At 72.3% G+C, this 15063-nt stretch carries 13 protein-coding genes; 4 read left to right on the forward strand and 9 right to left on the reverse strand.

Going from position 1 to position 15063, the window contains the following annotated elements:
• Positions 1 to 163 precede the first annotated feature (163 nt).
• A complete protein-coding gene (locus ACFWR9_RS18590) occupies positions 164 to 379 on the forward strand; it encodes a dodecin (RefSeq protein WP_383843024.1) in 216 nt (71 codons plus the stop codon).
• A gap of 23 nt (positions 380 to 402) precedes the next feature.
• On the opposite strand, the gene ACFWR9_RS18595 is transcribed toward ACFWR9_RS18590, so the two are convergent.
• Complete coding sequence (locus ACFWR9_RS18595) at positions 403 to 894, reverse strand: hypothetical protein (RefSeq protein WP_383843026.1); 492 nt, start codon at positions 892 to 894, stop codon at positions 403 to 405.
• Between the two features lie 59 nt (positions 895 to 953).
• Between ACFWR9_RS18595 and ACFWR9_RS18600 the strand changes: the two genes are divergently transcribed.
• Both ACFWR9_RS18600 and ACFWR9_RS18605 read left to right on the forward strand, forming a co-directional pair.
• On the forward strand, positions 954 to 1973 hold the full coding sequence (locus tag ACFWR9_RS18600) for an LLM class flavin-dependent oxidoreductase (RefSeq protein WP_383843029.1): 1020 nt from the start codon (positions 954 to 956) through the stop codon (positions 1971 to 1973).
• Between the two features lie 9 nt (positions 1974 to 1982).
• Complete coding sequence (locus ACFWR9_RS18605; protein ID WP_383843031.1) at positions 1983 to 4328, forward strand: ATP-binding cassette domain-containing protein; 2346 nt, start codon at positions 1983 to 1985, stop codon at positions 4326 to 4328.
• 45 nt (positions 4329 to 4373) lie between these two features.
• Here the strand turns inward: ACFWR9_RS18605 and ACFWR9_RS18610 are convergent, their stop codons facing one another.
• From ACFWR9_RS18610 to ACFWR9_RS18635, 6 genes are all read right to left on the reverse strand, one after another.
• Entirely contained in the window at positions 4374 to 5351 is a 978-nt protein-coding gene (locus ACFWR9_RS18610) for a DUF2382 domain-containing protein (protein ID WP_383843034.1), read from the reverse strand.
• A 72-nt stretch (positions 5352 to 5423) separates the two neighbouring features.
• Complete coding sequence (locus tag ACFWR9_RS18615) at positions 5424 to 6260, reverse strand: lysophospholipid acyltransferase family protein (RefSeq protein ID WP_383843037.1); 837 nt, start codon at positions 6258 to 6260, stop codon at positions 5424 to 5426.
• The gene (locus ACFWR9_RS18620) at positions 6260 to 7030 is read right to left on the reverse strand and encodes a GNAT family N-acetyltransferase (RefSeq protein ID WP_383843040.1); all 771 of its coding nucleotides are present in this window, start codon (positions 7028 to 7030) and stop codon (positions 6260 to 6262) included. Before ACFWR9_RS18620 ends, ACFWR9_RS18615 begins: the two co-directional genes overlap by 1 nt.
• A 292-nt stretch (positions 7031 to 7322) precedes the next feature.
• Positions 7323 to 8069 (reverse strand): succinate dehydrogenase/fumarate reductase iron-sulfur subunit, encoded by a 747-nt coding sequence (locus tag ACFWR9_RS18625; protein WP_383843043.1) that lies wholly within the window; start codon positions 8067 to 8069, stop codon positions 7323 to 7325.
• Positions 8066 to 10072, reverse strand: coding sequence for a fumarate reductase/succinate dehydrogenase flavoprotein subunit (locus ACFWR9_RS18630; RefSeq protein WP_383843046.1), 2007 nt, complete (start codon positions 10070 to 10072; stop codon positions 8066 to 8068). Before ACFWR9_RS18630 ends, ACFWR9_RS18625 begins: the two co-directional genes overlap by 4 nt.
• A 1-nt stretch (position 10073) precedes the next feature.
• Positions 10074 to 10745 carry a succinate dehydrogenase gene (locus ACFWR9_RS18635; RefSeq protein WP_383843071.1) on the reverse strand — a complete coding sequence of 224 codons (672 nt, stop codon included), beginning with the start codon at positions 10743 to 10745 and terminating at the stop codon, positions 10074 to 10076.
• A gap of 131 nt (positions 10746 to 10876) precedes the next feature.
• Between ACFWR9_RS18635 and ACFWR9_RS18640 the strand changes: the two genes are divergently transcribed.
• Positions 10877 to 11761 carry a LysR family transcriptional regulator gene (locus ACFWR9_RS18640; RefSeq protein ID WP_383843049.1) on the forward strand — a complete coding sequence of 295 codons (885 nt, stop codon included), beginning with the start codon at positions 10877 to 10879 and terminating at the stop codon, positions 11759 to 11761.
• Between the two features lie 132 nt (positions 11762 to 11893).
• On the opposite strand, the gene rmdA is transcribed toward ACFWR9_RS18640, so the two are convergent.
• Positions 11894 to 14038, reverse strand: a complete 2145-nt coding sequence (rmdA, locus tag ACFWR9_RS18645; RefSeq protein ID WP_383843052.1) for a cyclic Di-GMP phosphodiesterase RmdA — start codon at positions 14036 to 14038, stop codon at positions 11894 to 11896.
• Entirely contained in the window at positions 14035 to 14847 is an 813-nt protein-coding gene (locus tag ACFWR9_RS18650) for an SAM-dependent methyltransferase (RefSeq protein WP_383843055.1), read from the reverse strand. The genes rmdA and ACFWR9_RS18650 overlap by 4 nt, the downstream gene beginning before the upstream one ends.
• Between the last annotated feature and the right edge of the window lie 216 nt (positions 14848 to 15063).

Genomic DNA, 15063 nt, shown 5'->3' on the forward strand with positions numbered 1-15063 from the left:
GCTCGAACGGGTGTCTGGAATTTTGGTATGTACCAATAGGAGGGGTCAAGGGGGTGACGCACGGTTACCCGCCCGGAGAGCGATACCTCGCGCTCCGCCGCGACTTGGGGCACGGTGGAGTGACGCATGACACACCGCCGCCCGCGCGGAAGGGAGCACCCTCATGTCGAACCACACCTACCGGGTCACCGAGATCGTCGGCACCTCGCCCGACGGCGTCGACCAGGCCGTCCGCAACGGCGTCAGGCGCGCCCAGCGGACGCTGCGCAACCTGGACTGGTTCGAGGTGACCCAGGTGCGCGGCCAGATCGAGGAGGGCGAGGTCGCGCACTGGCAGGTCGGCCTGAAGGTCGGTTTCCGCCTGGAGGAGTCGGACTGAGCCCTCGGCAGCTCACCGGACGGTCAGGTACGGCCCTCGCGCTCCTGCGCCACCCGCAGCTCGGCCGACCGCTCCGCCCAGCGCGCCCGGACGACGGCGAAACCGGCCCGTGCGGCGTCGTCGCAGACCAGCTCGTCGTCGTCGACGAGGACCCGGACCTCGCGGGTGCGGGCGAGCCGCCGCAGGATCTCCAGCTTGGTCCGCCGGGCCGGCCGGCGGTCGGCGTTGCCCCGCATGTGCACGGGCCCCTCGGGCAGGCCGTGCGCGGCCAGCCAGTCGAGCGTGTCGCGCCGGCAGCGCTCGGGCCGCCCGGTCAGATAGACGATCTCGCACTCCTCGGCGCGCTCCAGCGCCAACGCGATGCCCTCCGCGAGCGGCGGATCGAGCGGGGCGGCGGCGAAGAAGGCGTTCCAGTCGCGCGGCCGGCACTCCAGGAAGCGCTGCCGGTGCGCGGTGTCCGCGAGGGTGTTGTCCAGGTCGAACACGGCCACCGGGGGCCTGCTGCTGTCGGTCACCCGACCACACTAGAACGCGGCGCCGGGAATCTGTGCGGCCCGCGGACGTTGAACCGGATGTGACCTCGACGATCGCCACCACGCGCTTCTCCCTTCTCGACCGCTCCCGCATCCGGGCCGGCCGGACCGCCGCGGAGGCCCTGCGCGACACCGTGGAGCTGGCGCGGGAGGGTGAGCGGCTCGGCTACCACCGGTTCTGGGTGTCGGAGCACCACGGCGTGCCCGGGGTGGCGGGCTCGGCGCCGACCGTGCTCGCGGCCGCGGTGGCCGGCGCCACCAGCCGCATACGCGTCGGCACCGGCGGCGTGATGCTGCCCAACCACCGGCCCCTGGTGGTGGCCGAGCAGTTCGGCGTGCTGGAGTCGCTCTTCCCCGGCCGGATCGACATGGGGCTGGGCCGCTCGGTGGGCTTCACCGACGGCGTCCGCAGGGCCCTGGGCCGGGACAAGGACGACGCCGACGACTTCGAGGCGCAACTGGGCGAGCTGCTGGGCTGGTTCCGCGGCACCTCCCCGACCGGCGCGCACGCCCGCCCCGCCGAGGGGCTGGCCGTCCCGCCGTTCGTGCTGGCGATGGGCGAGGGCGCCGCTGTGGCCGCCCGCGCGGGCCTGCCGATGGTCATCGGCGACCTGCGCGACCGCGACCGCATGCGCCGGGGCATCGACCGCTACCGCGCCGGGTTCCGCCCCTCCGAGTGGAGCCCGGAGCCGTACGTCGTCGTGTCCGGCACGATCGCCGTGGCCGGCACCCCGGAGGCGGCCCGGCGGCTCCTGGTCCCGGAGGCCTGGTCCATGACCCACGCCCGCACCCGCGGCACCTTCCCGCCGCTGCCCCCGGCCGGGGAGGTCGAGGCACGGACGATGACCGCCAAGGAACGCGACCTGTACGAGTCCGGACTCGCCGGGCACATCGCCGGCACCGAGGAACAGGTGGCCGACGAACTGGAGACGCTCGTGAAGGAGACCGGCGCCCAGGAGGTCCTGGTGACCACCAGCACGTACGACCGCGAGGCGCTGCTGGACTCCTACCGGCGGCTCGCCCGGGTCGTCGGCGCGGGGACGTCCGCCGCCCCGGCGTAGAATCGCGGGGTGCACAGCCCCCACGACCCGTACGTCCGGGTGCGCGACGCCCGTGAGCACAACCTCAAGGGCGTGGACGTGGACGTCCCCCGGGACGTGGTCGCCGTCTTCACCGGTGTCTCCGGGTCCGGGAAGTCGTCGCTGGCCTTCGGAACGGTCTACGCGGAGGCGCAGCGGCGCTACTTCGAGTCGGTCGCGCCCTACGCCCGCCGGCTGATCCACCAGGTCGGTGCGCCGAAGGTGGGCGAGATCACCGGGCTGCCGCCCGCCGTGTCGCTCCAGCAGCGCCGCGCGGCACCGACGTCCCGCTCCTCGGTGGGCACCGTCACGAACCTCTCCAACTCCCTGCGGATGCTCTTCTCCCGGGCCGGCGAGTACCCGCCGGGCGCCGAGCGGATGGACTCCGACGCCTTCTCGCCGAACACGGCGGCCGGGGCCTGCCCCGAGTGCCACGGACTCGGCCGGGTGCACCGCACGACCGAGGAGCTGCTGGTCCCGGACCCGGCGCTGTCGATCCGGGACGGCGCGATCGCCGCGTGGCCGGGCGCCTGGCAGGGCAAGAACCTGCGGGACGTCCTCGGCGCGCTCGGGTACGACGTGGACCGGCCCTGGCGCGAGCTGCCCGCCGCCGAGCGGGAGTGGATCCTGTTCACGGACGAGCAGCCCGTGGTCACGGTGCATCCGGTGCGCGACGCGGGCCGCATCCAGCGGCCGTACCAGGGCACGTACATGAGCGCCCGGCGGTACGTGATGAAGACGTTCTCCGACTCCAGGAGCGCCACGCTGCGGGCGAAGGCCGAGCGCTTCCTCACCAGTACGCCCTGCCCCGTCTGCGGCGGCGGCAGGCTGCGGGCGGAGTCGCTGGCGGTGACCGTCGGCGGCCGTACCATCGCCGAACTGGCCGCGCTGCCGCTCACCGAGCTGGCCGGGGTGCTGCCGACCGGCGGCGAGACGGCCAAGGTGCTCACCGGGGACCTGCTCTCCCGCATCACGCCCGTCGTCGAGCTGGGCCTCGGCTATCTGAGCCTGGACCGCCCGACGCCCACCCTGTCGGCGGGCGAGCTGCAGCGGCTGCGGCTGGCGACGCAGCTGCGCTCCGGGCTGTTCGGGGTGGTGTACGTCCTCGACGAGCCGTCGGCGGGGCTGCACCCGGCGGACACCGAGGCGCTGCTGACGGTGCTGGAGCGGCTGAAGGCGGCGGGCAACTCGGTGTTCGTGGTGGAGCACCAGCTCGCGGTGGTGCGCGGCGCCGACTGGATCGTGGACGTCGGTCCGCTGGCGGGCGAGCACGGCGGACGGGTGCTGTACAGCGGCCCGGTCGCCGGACTGGCGGAGGTCGCCGGTTCCGCGACCGCCCGTCACCTCTTCGACCGCTCCCCCGCCCCCGTGCGCGAGGCGCGGGTCCCCGGGGGCACCGTGACGGTCGGTCCGGTCACCCGGCACAACCTGCGCGGGGTGACCGCGGACTTCCCGCTCGGGGTGCTCACCGCGGTGACCGGCGTGTCCGGCTCGGGGAAGTCGACGCTCGTCGGAGAGATCACCGAGGACCTGCCGGGGGTGGGGCGGCTGGTCTCCGTCGACCAGCGGCCGATCGGGCGCACCCCACGCTCCAACCTGGCCACGTACACGGGCCTGTTCGACGTCGTGCGCAAGGTCTTCGCCGCCACCGACCAGGCCCGGGAACGCGGGTACGGCGTGGGCCGCTTCTCCTTCAACGTGGCCGGCGGGCGCTGCGAGACCTGCCAGGGCGAGGGGTTCGTCAGCGTCGAGCTGCTGTTCCTGCCGAGCACGTACGCGCCGTGCCCCGACTGCGGCGGGGCACGCTACAACCCCGCGACGCTCGAAGTGGCGTACCGGGGGCGGAACATCGCCGAGGTCCTCGACCTCACGGTGGAGGAGGCGGCGGAGTTCTTCGCGGACACGCCGGCGGTGGCGCGGAGCCTGGCCGCGCTGCTCGACGTCGGGCTCGGCTATCTGCGGCTCGGCCAGCCGGCCACCGAGCTGTCTGGCGGGGAGGCGCAGCGCATCAAGCTGGCGAGCGAACTCCAGCGGGGCCGCCGGAGCCACACCCTCTACCTCCTCGACGAACCGACGACCGGCCTGCATCCGGCGGACGTCGAGGTGCTGATGCGCCAGTTGCACGGCCTGGTGGACGCCGGGCACACGGTGGTCGTCGTCGAGCACGACATGGCCGTGGTGGCGGGCGCCGACCACGTGATCGACCTCGGGCCGGGCGGCGGCGACGCCGGCGGGCGGATCGTCGCCGCGGGGCCGCCCGGCGAGGTGGCGTGTGCTGACGGCAGCGCCACCGCGCCGTATCTGGACCAGGCCCTGGACGGCGGGACGCGCCGGTGAAGCCGGTTCACCGGCGCCAGTTCTCGCGGTGCGGGCGGGGTTCAGTCACTCGCGGCCCCGCGGGATGTCGTCCTCGTCGAAGGACTCGGTCTCGGCCTCGATCCGCTCCTTGCGGACCTGGCCGCGCACCGTCTCGTTCTCGGTGTGCTCCTCCATGGTCATCCGGACGCGCTCCACCGGGACCGTCTCGGTCTCCACGACGGGGCGTTCCGCGTGCAGTGTGATCTCGTGCTCGGCCTCGCTGATCTCGGGCCCGGCCAGCGCGTCGCCACGGTTGGCGTCCGTGATCGGCTCGCGCACCACGCGCACTTCCTCGTGCTTCACGGGCACGGTCTGCTGCACCTCTTCGGTGACGACGTACTTGTGCAGCCTGGCGCGGCCCGACTCACGTCGTTCGACGCCGACGTGCATCTGCTCCTCGGATCGGGTCATGGCCTCGTCCTCGCGCAGGCCCGTCCGGTCCGGGGCTTCCCGGCGTCCGGCCATGCCGGCCGCGCCGCTCGAGCCCATGTCCGTACCGGTGCCCATGCTCGTGTCGCGGCCCATGTCCGTGTCGCGGCCCATGTCCGTGTCGCCGGTCCCACGGGTCGTGCCGGCCAGGCCCGCGGCACCCGCCGCGCCGGCGGCTCCTGCCGTGCCCGCCGGTCCCGGACCGGCGGCCCAGCGGCCGTCGTCGGTCCGCTCGGCCTCGGACAGCACGCTGTCCCAGTTGATGCCGTAGTAGTCGTAGAGCCGGTGTTCCTCGGTCTCCGACAGATGGCCGCCCGCGTCGACGTCGACACTGGGCGCGCCCTTGACCTGGTCCTTGCCGTAGGGAACCTCTAGGTGGTCCTGCACCAGCGCGGCGTCGCGAATGGGCACGAAGGACTCGCCGGAGCCGAACATGCCCGTCTTGACGCTCACCCACTCGGGGCGCCCGGTCATGTCGTCGAAGAAGACATGCTTGGCGTCGCCGATCTTGTTGCCGTCCCCGTCGTAGACCGGTTGGTCCAGGACGTTGGCGATCTCTTCACGGGTGATCATCTGCCATCACCCTCCTTTCGAGTGCCTGCCTTCCGGTTGTCCGCATCCAGCGCCACGGAAACGGCACATACCTCACAAAACACACATACTTTTCGAAGGTGCTTTCCCCCGGTGACCGTGCGGGTCGCCGGGTGGAGCCATCCACTGGGCCGCCTCCGCCAGGGAGCGGCGGTCGCGGTGGCGGCCCGGCGGTACGACGGGGCACACCTCCACCTCGGCGGTCAGCCCGCGGGCCGACGCCACCCGCCACATCGAGGCGAGCAGGGTGTCCGCGCCGACGAACGCCGGAGCCGTGCTCACCCCCCGCTCCCCGGCCCGGTACCTGAGACGCACCGGCTGGACCGGCACCCCGGCGTCCAGCGCGGCCTGGAACACGGCCCGGCGGTAGGCGCCCCGGGCGCGCCCGCACCAGGTGCTGCCCTCGGGGAAGGCGGCGACGGCGGCGCCCGCGCGCAGGGCCAGCGCGATCGCGGCGACCGTGTCCGGCAGCGCCCGCAGCCGGTCGCGTTCGATGAACAGCACCCCGCCGCGTGCGGCCAGCGCGCCCGCCACCGGCCAGCGCCGGATCTCGCTCTTGGCCAGCATCCTGGCGGGGCGTACGGCGGCCAGCAGCGGGATGTCGAGCCAGGAGACGTGGTTGGCGACGAGGAGCAGCCCGCCCGAGGGCGCGGCGGCACCGGTGACACGGACCCGCACACCCGCGGCCCGCACCACCCAACGGGACCAGTGCGCCACCACGACGGCCGGCACCCGCCGCCGGACCGGCGTCAGCACGACCGCGACCGCGGCGAGGAGCAGCAGCGCGACCGCGGTGAGCCGCAGCACCGCGCGCGGTACGGCCACGGCGGCCCGGTGCGGTTCCACGCAGGTCGCCGGGGTGCAGGGCGCGACCGGCAGCCAGGCGCTCATCAGGCCGGGACGAGCGAGAGGAAGTGCCGCAGATAGCGCGGGTCGACCCGGCTCATCGGCAGCAGCACGTACAGGTCGGCGACGCCGAAGTCCACGTCGTGCGCGGGTTCCCCGCAGACCCAGGCGCCGAGGCGGAGGTAGCCGCGCAGCAGGGCGGGCAGCTCGGTGCGGCCGGCGGGCGCCGCCGTGCGCGGTACCCACGGGAGCAGCGGCCGTACCCGGTACTCCTCGGGCGCCAGGTGCTTGGCCCGCACCCGGTCCCAGGTGCCGGCGGCGAGCGATCCGCCGTCGGCGAGCGGGAGCGAGCAGCAGCCCGCCAGCCACTCGTGGCCCCGGTCGGTCATGTAGCGGGCTATGCCGGCCCAGATGAGCCCGATGACGGCGCCGTCACGGTGGCCCGGGTGCACGCAGGAGCGGCCGACCTCGACCAGTCCGGGCCGGATCGCGTCGAGCGCCGTGAGGTCGAACTCGCTCTCGGCGTACAGCCGTCCGGCGACCGCCGCGCGCTCCGGGGGCAGCAGCCGGTAGGTGCCGACGACCTGCCCGGTCGTCTCCTCGCGCACGAGCAGGTGGTCGCAGTACGCGTCGAAGGGGTCGACGTCGTACCCGGGCTGCGCGCTCGCCAGCAGCGCGCCCATCTCCCCGGCGAAGACGTCGTGCCGCAGCCGCTGCGCGGCCCGCACGTCGTCCTCGTCGCGGGCGAGGGCGACCGTGTAGCGGTGGGGTGCGGCGGGCTTCGGGGGACGGTCTGCGGTCAGTACGCCGGTCATGGGTGCTCTCCTGGTCGCGGTGCGGGTCCGCCACAGTTCTTCCGACGCCGGCTGTACGCCGCGTGACCAGTGCCGGGAGAACGGATGTGCGCTTGCTGAATGCCGGGCGCGCAAGCGAGACGGGGCCGAGGGGAGCACCTCCCCCGGCCCCGCCCGTCCGCACTTTGTCGGCGAACGTTCACTAAACGCGCCCGAAAGGGGCGCGGGGCTGTGACACTGTGCGGCTCCGCCGCGTGGGCGCGAGCAACCACGACGCACCCGCAGCCGCCCAGCAACAGCACCCCCTACGGCGCTACCGCTGCACCTTCCTCGCAGCCCGCAGCCACTCCTTGTTCATGCTGGTGATGGACACGAGCGGAATGCCCTTCGGGCAAGCCGTCGCACACTCACCGGCCAGCGTGCACCCACCGAACCCCTCCTCATCCATCTGCCCCACCATGTCCAGCACCCGCGTCTCCCGCTCGGGCGCCCCCTGCGGCAGCACGTTCAGATGATTGACCTTCGCAGATGTGAACAGCATCGCCGCCCCGTTCGGGCACGCCGCGACACACGCCCCGCACCCGATGCACTCCGCGTGCTCGAAGGCGAAGTCGGCGTCCGGCTTGGGCACCGGCGCCGCATGCGCCTCCGGCGCCGCACCGGTAGGAGCGGTGATGTAACCCCCGGCCTGGATGATCCGGTCGAAGGCGGACCGATCGACGACCAGGTCCTTCACGACCGGAAACGCAGACGCCCTCCACGGCTCGATATCAATCGTGTCGCCGTCCCGGAAGGACCGCATGTGCAGCTGGCAGGTGGTGGTGCGCTCGGGCCCGTGCGCGTCGCCGTTGATGACCAGTGAACAGGCGCCGCAGATGCCCTCGCGGCAGTCGTGGTCGAAGGCGACGGGGTCCTCGCCCTTGAGGATGAGTTCCTCGTTGAGGGTGTCGAGCATCTCCAGGAAGGACATGTCGCGGGAGATCCCGTCCACCTCGTACGTGGACATGGCGCCGTCGGCGTCGGTGTTCTGCTGCCGCCAGACGCGCAGGGTGAGCTTCATGCGTAGCTCCGCTGGGTGGGGTGGACGTACTCGAAGACCAGGTCTTCCTTGTGCAGGGTGGGCGCGTCGCCGGTGCCGGTGAACTCCCAGGCGGCGGCGTAGCCGAACTCGTCGTCCCTGCGGGCCGCCTCGCCGTCGGGAGTCTGGGACTCCTCGCGGAAGTGGCCGCCGCAGGACTCGGAGCGGTGCAGCGCGTCGAGGCACATCAGCTCGGCGAGCTCCAGGTAGTCGACGACGCGGTTGGCCTTCTCCAGGGACTGGTTGAACTCCTCGCCGGTGCCCGGGACCTTGATGCGCCGCCAGAACTCCTCGCGGATCTGCGGGATGCGCTCCAGCGCCTTGCGCAGGCCGGAGTCGGTGCGGGCCATGCCGCAGAACTCCCACATCAGCTCGCCCAGTTCGCGGTGGAAGGAGTCCGGGGTGCGGTCGCCGTCCACGGAGAGGAGCAGGCTGAGCCGGTCCTCGGTCTCGGCGACCGCCTCCCGCACCGCCGGGTGGTCGTCGTTCACCTCATCCTTGTGCGGGTTGCGGGCGAGGTAGTCGTTGATGGTGGCCGGGAGGACGAAGTAGCCGTCCGCCAGGCCCTGCATGAGCGCGGAGGCGCCGAGACGGTTGGCGCCGTGGTCGGAGAAGTTTGCCTCCCCGACGGCGAACAGACCGGGGACGGTGGTCTGGAGGTCGTAGTCGACCCACAGACCGCCCATCGTGTAGTGCACGGCGGGGTAGATCCGCATCGGCACCCGGTACGGGTCCTCGTCGGTGATCCGCTGGTACATGTCGAAGAGGTTGCCGTACTTGGCCTCGACCGCCTTGCGCCCCATCCGCTTGATCGCATCGGCGAAGTCCAGGTACACGCCCTCCCGTCTCCCACCACCGCCCTCAACCGAGGAGCCTTCGGCTCCGCCCCTCTGGTCCTGGCCGCCGGGGCCGACGCCCCGGCCCTCGTCGCAGACGTTCTTCGCGGCGCGGGAGGCGATGTCGCGGGGGACGAGGTTGCCGAAGGACGGGTAGATGCGCTCCAGGTAGTAGTCGCGCTCGCCCTCGGGGATCTTGTTCGGCGGGCGGTCGTCGCCCTTCGCCTTCGGCACCCAGATCCGGCCGTCGTTGCGCAGGGACTCGCTCATCAGCGTGAGCTTGGACTGGTGGTCGCCGGTGCGGGGGATGCACGTGGGGTGGATCTGCGTGAAGCAGGGGTTGGCGAAGTAGGCGCCGCGCCGGTGCGCCCGCCAGACGGCGGTCGCGTTGGAGTTCATGGCGTTGGTCGACAGGTGGAAGACGTTGCCGTAGCCACCGCTGGCCAGCACGACGGCGTCCGCGAAGTAGGTGTCGATCTTCCCGGTGATCAGGTCCCGGGCGACGATGCCGCGCGCCCGCCCGTCCACCACGACCAGGTCGAGCATCTCGGTGCGCGGGTGCATCTCGATGTTGCCGGCCGCGATCTGCCTGCTGAGCGCCTGGTAGGCGCCGAGGAGCAGCTGCTGGCCCGTCTGGCCTCGCGCGTAGAACGTACGGGAGACCTGGACGCCGCCGAAGGAGCGGGTGTCGAGGAGGCCGCCGTACTCGCGGGCGAAGGGCACGCCCTGGGCGACGCACTGGTCGATGATCTCGACGGAGATCTGTGCCAGCCGGTGCACGTTGGACTCGCGGGAACGGAAGTCGCCGCCCTTGACGGTGTCGTAGAACAGGCGGTGGACGGAGTCACCGTCGTTGCGGTAGTTCTTCGCGGCGTTGATGCCGCCCTGCGCGGCGATGGAGTGCGCCCGGCGCGGGGAGTCCTGGTAGCAGACCTGGACGACGCGGTAGCCCTGTTCGGCGAGGGTTGCGCCCGCGGAGCCGCCCGCGAGGCCGGTGCCGACGACGATGACGGTCTGCCCCCGCCGGTTGGCGGGGTTGACCAGCTTCGCCTCGAAGCGGCGGGTGTCCCAGCGCTCGTTGACCGGGCCCGCGGGAGCCTTGGTGTCGGCGACCGGCTCACCGGTCGTGTAGTCGGCGTAGGTTGTCATGTCAGCTCACCACTCCGGTCATGACGCCCACGGGTACGGCGATGAAGCCGACCGTGAGCAGCAGCGCGAGGACGTTCGCGACGGTCTTCAGGGCGCGGTCGCGGGTGCAGCTGCCGGCGCCGAGGGTCTGGGCGGCGCTCCACAGGCCGTGCCGGACGTGGAAGCCGAGGGCGACCACAGCGACGACGTAGATGACGTTGCCGTACCACGTGGAGAACGTGTCGATGATGTTCTGGTACGGGCGCAGGTGCTCGTAGCCGCCCGGGTGCACGGTGCCGGTCGTCAGGTCCAGGATGTGCCAGACGATGAACAGGCCGAGGATGATCCCGCCCCAGCGCATCGTGCGAGTGGCGAAGCTCTTGCCCGCCTTCTTGTTCGCGTACTTGGTGGGGCGCGCCTTGATGTCGCGGCGGCTCAGCTGGTACGCGGAGGTGGCGTGCGCGACCACGGCGACCACGAGGACGACACGGATCAGCCAGAGCGTCCACTCGTAGTGCATGAACGGCTCACCGACCGTACGCAGCCAGTGGGCGTAGTGATTGATCTCCTCGGGCCCGAAGAAGATCTTCAGGTTCCCGATCATGTGGGCGACCAGGTAGAGCAGCATGACGAGACCGCTGACCGCCATCACTGTCTTCTTGCCGACGGTCGAGTCCCACACGGTGCGCGCCATGGACGGCCGTCGGTCCGTCCGCGTTGCCAGAGCCATGTCACAGGACGTTACGGGGAAGGCGCCCCATCGGTCCAAGACATGGTCTGCCTGGTTTCCATAGACACTCTCTATCGACGGCGTATGCTCGCCGTATGCAGTTGCAACAGCTTCAGTACTTCGTGGCGGTCGCCGAGACGCGGCACTTCACGCGCGCGGCGGAGGCGGTCCACGTGGCACAGCCGTCGCTGTCCCAGCAGATCAAGGCGCTGGAGCGGGAGCTGGGCGCGGACCTGTTCCTGCGGGCCCGCGGCAACATCACCCTCACCGACGCCGGGGAGGCGCTGCTGCCGCTGGCCCGGCGCATCCTGGCCGACGCGGACACCGCACGGCACGAGGTGCTGGAGCTGGTGCAGCTGCGTCGCGGCCGGGTCCGGCTGGGCGCGACGCCGAGCGTGTGCACGGGCCTGCTCCCCGACGTGCTGCGCGCGTTCCACGACCGCTATCCGGGCATCCAGCTGCTGATCGAGGAGGGCGGCTCGCACGACCTGGTCCGGGAGCTGGCGCGCGGCGCGCTCGACCTCGCGCTGGTCGTGCTGCCGTTGCCCACCGCCTCGCCGGCGCTGACCACGGTGGAGCTGCTGCGGGAGGACCTGGTCGTGGTGTCGTCCCCGGAGTCGGCCCGGCCGGGCGGCGGACGCCGGGCCGTGGACATCGCGGACCTGGAGGGCGAACGCCTGGTGATGTTCCGGCACGGCTACGACCTGCGGGAGCTGACCGTGGCCGCGTGCCGCTCCGCGGGGTTCGAGCCGGACTTCGCGGTGGAGGGGGGCGAGATGGACGCGGTGCTGGGGTTCGTGCGGGCGGGGCTGGGGATGGCGGTCGTGCCCCGGATGGTCGCGGCGCGGTCCGGGCGCGGGCTGCGGGTGACGCCGCTGGCCCGGCCGGGGCTGCACCGGACGATCGCGCTGGCGCACCGTAGCGATGTGGCTCCGCCGCGGGCGGCACGGGAGTTGCAGCGGATGCTGCTTGAAAGGTGACGGTTCGTTGCGTGCGGGGCCCGGGGGCGCCGTTGATGGTCAGCGCCGTCCGGGGCCGCGGGTGCGTCGTGGCTGGTCGCGCCCACGCGGCGGAGCCACATGATGTCAGAGCCCCGCGCCCCTTACGGGGCGCTACGCCGTCGCGTCCACCAACGCCAGGTCGTGCAGTCGCTCCGGTGGGCCCGGGCGGGCGTAGTACCAGCCCTGGGCCGTGTCGCAGCCCAGTATCCGCAGTTGCTCCGCCTGGGCGCCGGTTTCCACGCCCTCGACGGTGACCGCGAGGTCGAGGCTGTGGGCCAGGGCGACGATGCCCTCGACGATCTTGAGGTCCACGGGGTCGGCGGGGAACTGCTGCATGCTCTGGGTGAAGGAACGGTCCAGCTTGAGGACGCTGACCGGCAGCCTGCGCAGGTTGGCGAGGTTGGAGTAGCCGGTGCCGAAGTCGTCCAGGGCGATGTCGACGCCCATCTCGGCCAGCCGGCGCAGCGGCTTGAGCAGGTCGTCGTCCGCGCCGATCAACGCCGACTCCGTCACCTCCAGGCACAGCGCGTCGGGCGCGACCCCGGTCCGCTCCAGGATCTCGACGGTGTCCTGGACCAGGCCCGGGTGGGTGAGCTGGCAGGGCGAGAGGTTGACGTTGATGCGCAGCGGGCCCGCCGCGGTCGTCTCCCCGTACCGTTCCCGCCAGGCGCGGGCCTGCCGCACGGACTGCTCCAGGACCCAGCGGCCCAGCGGCACGATCAGCCCCGTGTGCTCGGCGAGCGGGATGAAGCGGTCCGGTCCGAGCACCCCGTGCTGCGGGTGCAGCCAGCGCACCAGCGCCTCGGCGCCGCGCACACTGCCGTCGCCGAGGTGGACCAGCGGCTGGTACTCGATGAAGAACTCGCCGCGCTCCAGGGCGGCCGGCAGCGCGGTGGTCAGCCCGTGCCGGGTGATGACGCGCGCGTCGGCCTCCGGGTCGGCCAGCTCGAAGCGGTTGCCGCCCGCCGACTTGGCCCGGTACATCGTGATGTCGGCGCTGCGCAGCACCTCCGCCGGGCTGCGTTCGCCCGCCGGGCCCTCGACGATGCCGATGCTGCCGCGCACGGTCAGTTCGCGGCCGTCGACGCTGATCGGGGCGAGCAGCGCGTTCATGATGCGGCCGGCCAGCTCGTCGACCTCGTGCCGGGTGTCCGGGCCGGTGGTCAGGGCGACGAACTCGTCGCCGCCGAGCCGGGCGACCATCTCGCCGGGCGCCGTGGCGCAGGCCTGGAGCCGGTCGGCGACCTCCACGAGCAGCCGGTCGCCGGCCGCGTGGCCGAGGCTGTCGTTGACGGTCTTGAAGCCGTCGAGGTCGAGATAGCACAGGCCGAAGCGCAGGCCGGGCCCGGCGTTCAGGGCCTTCTCCAGGCGTTCGAAGAAGAAGCTCCGGTTGGGCAGGCCGGTGAGCGCGTCGTGCGTGGCCTCGTAGCGCAGCCGCAGGTTGAGCAGCCGCCGCTCCGTGGTGTCCTCCATCAGCGCCAGCTGGTACTGCGGGGTGCCGTCGGCGTCCCGTAGCAGGGAGACGGTCAGGTTGGTCCACAGGACCGTGCCGTCGGGCCGGTAGAAGGCCTTCTCCACGTGGTAGTGCTCGCGCTCGCCGCGCACCAGCTCGTCGTAGAGGCGCCAGGTCTGCGGCGCGTCGTCGGGATGCGTCCACTCGGTCGCCCTGCGGCCGCCGAGCGCCGGGTCGGCCATGCCGAACATGCGCATCAGGGCCTCGTTGACCTGGAGGACGTTGCCGTCCAGGTCGGCGATGCCGATGCCTATGGCGGCGCCCTCGAAGACGGCGCGGAAGCGGGCCTCGCTGGCGTGCAGCGCCTCGGCCACCACACCCTGTGCCTTCAGGGCGGCCTGCGCGATGGCCTCCTGTTCGGCCAGGGTCCTGGCCCTGAGCGCCCCGGCGAACCCGGCGGCCATGGCGTGCTGGACCCGCGCCGAACGGGCCCGCAGGCCCTCGGGGTCGCCGTCCTCGCCGCAGTAGAGCACCAGGTAGGCGTCGACGCAGTCGAGCGTCCGGGCGAGCGCCTCGGGGTCGGTGCAGTGGCAGTCGACGAGTGCGGCGCCGACCGCCCGGGCCTCGGCCGCGTCGAAGCCGTGGGCGCGCAGCACCTCGCTCAGCCGGCGGGCCAGCGGCAGCAGTTGGTCCTCGAACTCGGGCCGGGTGGACGACGTCGAGGTCACCGGGAACACGGCCCGGCTCCAGATCGTCGCGAACCGGCGCAGTCTGTCCTCCGGCCCGTCCGGCTCCGCCATCACGCCGTACGTCCCACGCCGGCGAACCCGGAGAACGCGTACGGGTCCTCGTCCTCGGGCGACCCCTCGGGCCGCCAGCGCGGCATCGGAACCAGTCCGGGTTCCACCATGTCGTACCCCTTGAAGAACCGCGCGATGTCGTCGCGCGAACGCATGATCAGCGGATTGCGGATGTCCCGGTACACGTCCACCGCTCCCCCGGCCCGTTCGGCGGGCAGCGGGATTCCCTCGTACGAGGCATGCGTGAGCACGAGCAGGCTGCCGGGCGCGAGCGCGTCGCTCAGCTCGGCCACCGCCGCGTACGGGTCGTCCGCGTCTTCCACGAAGTGCAGTATGGCAACCAGCAGGAGGGCGACCGGTCGATTCAGGTCGATCAGCCGCCGCACCTGGGGGCTGTTGAGGATCTCCCCAGGTTTGAGGAGGTCCGCCGCCACCACGCCGGCGTCGTCGTTGCCCTCCAGGACCGCCTCGCTGTGGGCGACCGCCACCGGGTCGTGGTCGACGTACACGACGCGGGCGCCGGGGCGCGCGCGTCCGGCCACCTCGTGGACGTTGCCGAAGGTCGGGATGCCGGAGCCGATGTCCAGGAACTGGTCGATGCCCTGTTCGGCCGCGAAGCGCACGGCGCGGCGCATGAACGCCCGGTTCGCCTGCATGATCTTGGGGAGCCCCGGCAGGAACTCCATGGCACGGCGGGCGGCTTCCCGGTCGACCTCGAAGTTGTGCGAACCGCCCAGGTAGAAGTCGTAGATCCGGGACACGCTGGGCACCGAGATGTCGATGCTGCGAGGGGCCCAGGCGGGACGCTCCATCCAGTTCTCCAAGGCATAGCCGGTCCGGTGTTCGAGCTGAGGCTACTGATCGCCCGCCAAAGGAGCGAGCCCAAACGGAAATTGACCGTCCGTTCCCGGTCACTGCCTGCGGCACATGCGGGGCACCAAGGTGCAGGAAAGCACACGAACGGGGCCGTGCCCCCCCCCGGGGGGCGGGGGGGGCGGCCCGCGCTGTGCGCGGGCGTTGTGTGGGGC

Source organism: Streptomyces sp. NPDC058534 (genome assembly GCF_042717365.1).
GTDB lineage: Bacteria > Actinomycetota > Actinomycetes > Streptomycetales > Streptomycetaceae > Streptomyces.

Coding starts and splice junctions, on each gene's coding strand:
- ACFWR9_RS18620 (WP_383843040.1), bottom strand. CDS start 7,030: ATGACCGGCGTACTGACCGCAGACCGTCCCCCGAAGCCCGCCGCACCC.
- ACFWR9_RS18625 (WP_383843043.1), bottom strand. CDS start 8,069: ATGAAGCTCACCCTGCGCGTCTGGCGGCAGCAGAACACCGACGCCGAC.
- ACFWR9_RS18635 (WP_383843071.1), bottom strand. CDS start 10,745: ATGGCGCGCACCGTGTGGGACTCGACCGTCGGCAAGAAGACAGTGATG.
- ACFWR9_RS18590 (WP_383843024.1), top strand. CDS start 164: ATGTCGAACCACACCTACCGGGTCACCGAGATCGTCGGCACCTCGCCC.
- ACFWR9_RS18630 (WP_383843046.1), bottom strand. CDS start 10,072: ATGACAACCTACGCCGACTACACGACCGGTGAGCCGGTCGCCGACACC.
- ACFWR9_RS18640 (WP_383843049.1), top strand. CDS start 10,877: ATGCAGTTGCAACAGCTTCAGTACTTCGTGGCGGTCGCCGAGACGCGG.
- ACFWR9_RS18615 (WP_383843037.1), bottom strand. CDS start 6,260: ATGAGCGCCTGGCTGCCGGTCGCGCCCTGCACCCCGGCGACCTGCGTG.
- ACFWR9_RS18610 (WP_383843034.1), bottom strand. CDS start 5,351: ATGATCACCCGTGAAGAGATCGCCAACGTCCTGGACCAACCGGTCTAC.
- ACFWR9_RS18650 (WP_383843055.1), bottom strand. CDS start 14,847: ATGGAGCGTCCCGCCTGGGCCCCTCGCAGCATCGACATCTCGGTGCCC.